This is a genomic window from Oleiphilus sp. HI0079 (assembly GCF_001635105.1).
Genome location: NZ_LWFT01001181.1, coordinates 1 through 546, shown reverse-complemented (window position 1 = coordinate 546; position 546 = coordinate 1). Strand labels below are relative to the sequence as shown.

The window sequence follows — 546 nt, the reverse complement described above, 5'->3', positions numbered from 1 at the left end:
AAGCACCGTGGCCAGTGCACGACAGAGACTACGTTTTAGATATTCGGATTACGCACGCAAAATCCTCTAAAAAAGCGGTTATTGAAGTACGAGGACTAGATCGTCCAGACCTTGTTCCGTTGAAGCAGAAGCGCGTTCGCGTCACCGAACTAAACGGCACCTGGACTCTTACACAGATCGCCGAAAATTCGGTTGAAATCACCTACCAAACTGAAGCAAACCCGACAGGAAAAATCCCCGCATGGCTAGCCAACGCGTTTGTCGTAGACCAACCCTTTAGCACTCTGCTCAATCTCAAACAGCACTTCGCAGCGCTCCAATAACAAAGCGCCTGCGCCTAGCCGATATGGGCGCGAAAGCGAGAGTGAATCAAATCAATGGCAACGGCATTTCTGCCACCACGAGGAATAATCATGTCTGCATGCTCTTTAGTCGGAGCGATAAAATTGATGTAGCCAGGTCGCACCGTATGCTTGTATTGATTCAACACCGACTCAACTGAACGTCCTCTTTCCAGCGTGTCTCGTTGCAAACGGCGCAAGAGGC

At 50.0% G+C, this 546-nt stretch carries 2 pseudogenes; one reads left to right on the top strand and one right to left on the bottom strand.

Annotated elements, in window-relative coordinates:
• A pseudogene (locus A3750_RS20970) lies at positions 1 to 323 on the top strand (hypothetical protein); the annotation flags it as partial.
• Between the two features lie 14 nt (positions 324 to 337).
• Here the strand turns inward: A3750_RS20970 and A3750_RS20965 are convergent.
• A pseudogene (locus A3750_RS20965) lies at positions 338 to 546 on the bottom strand (uridine kinase); the annotation flags it as partial.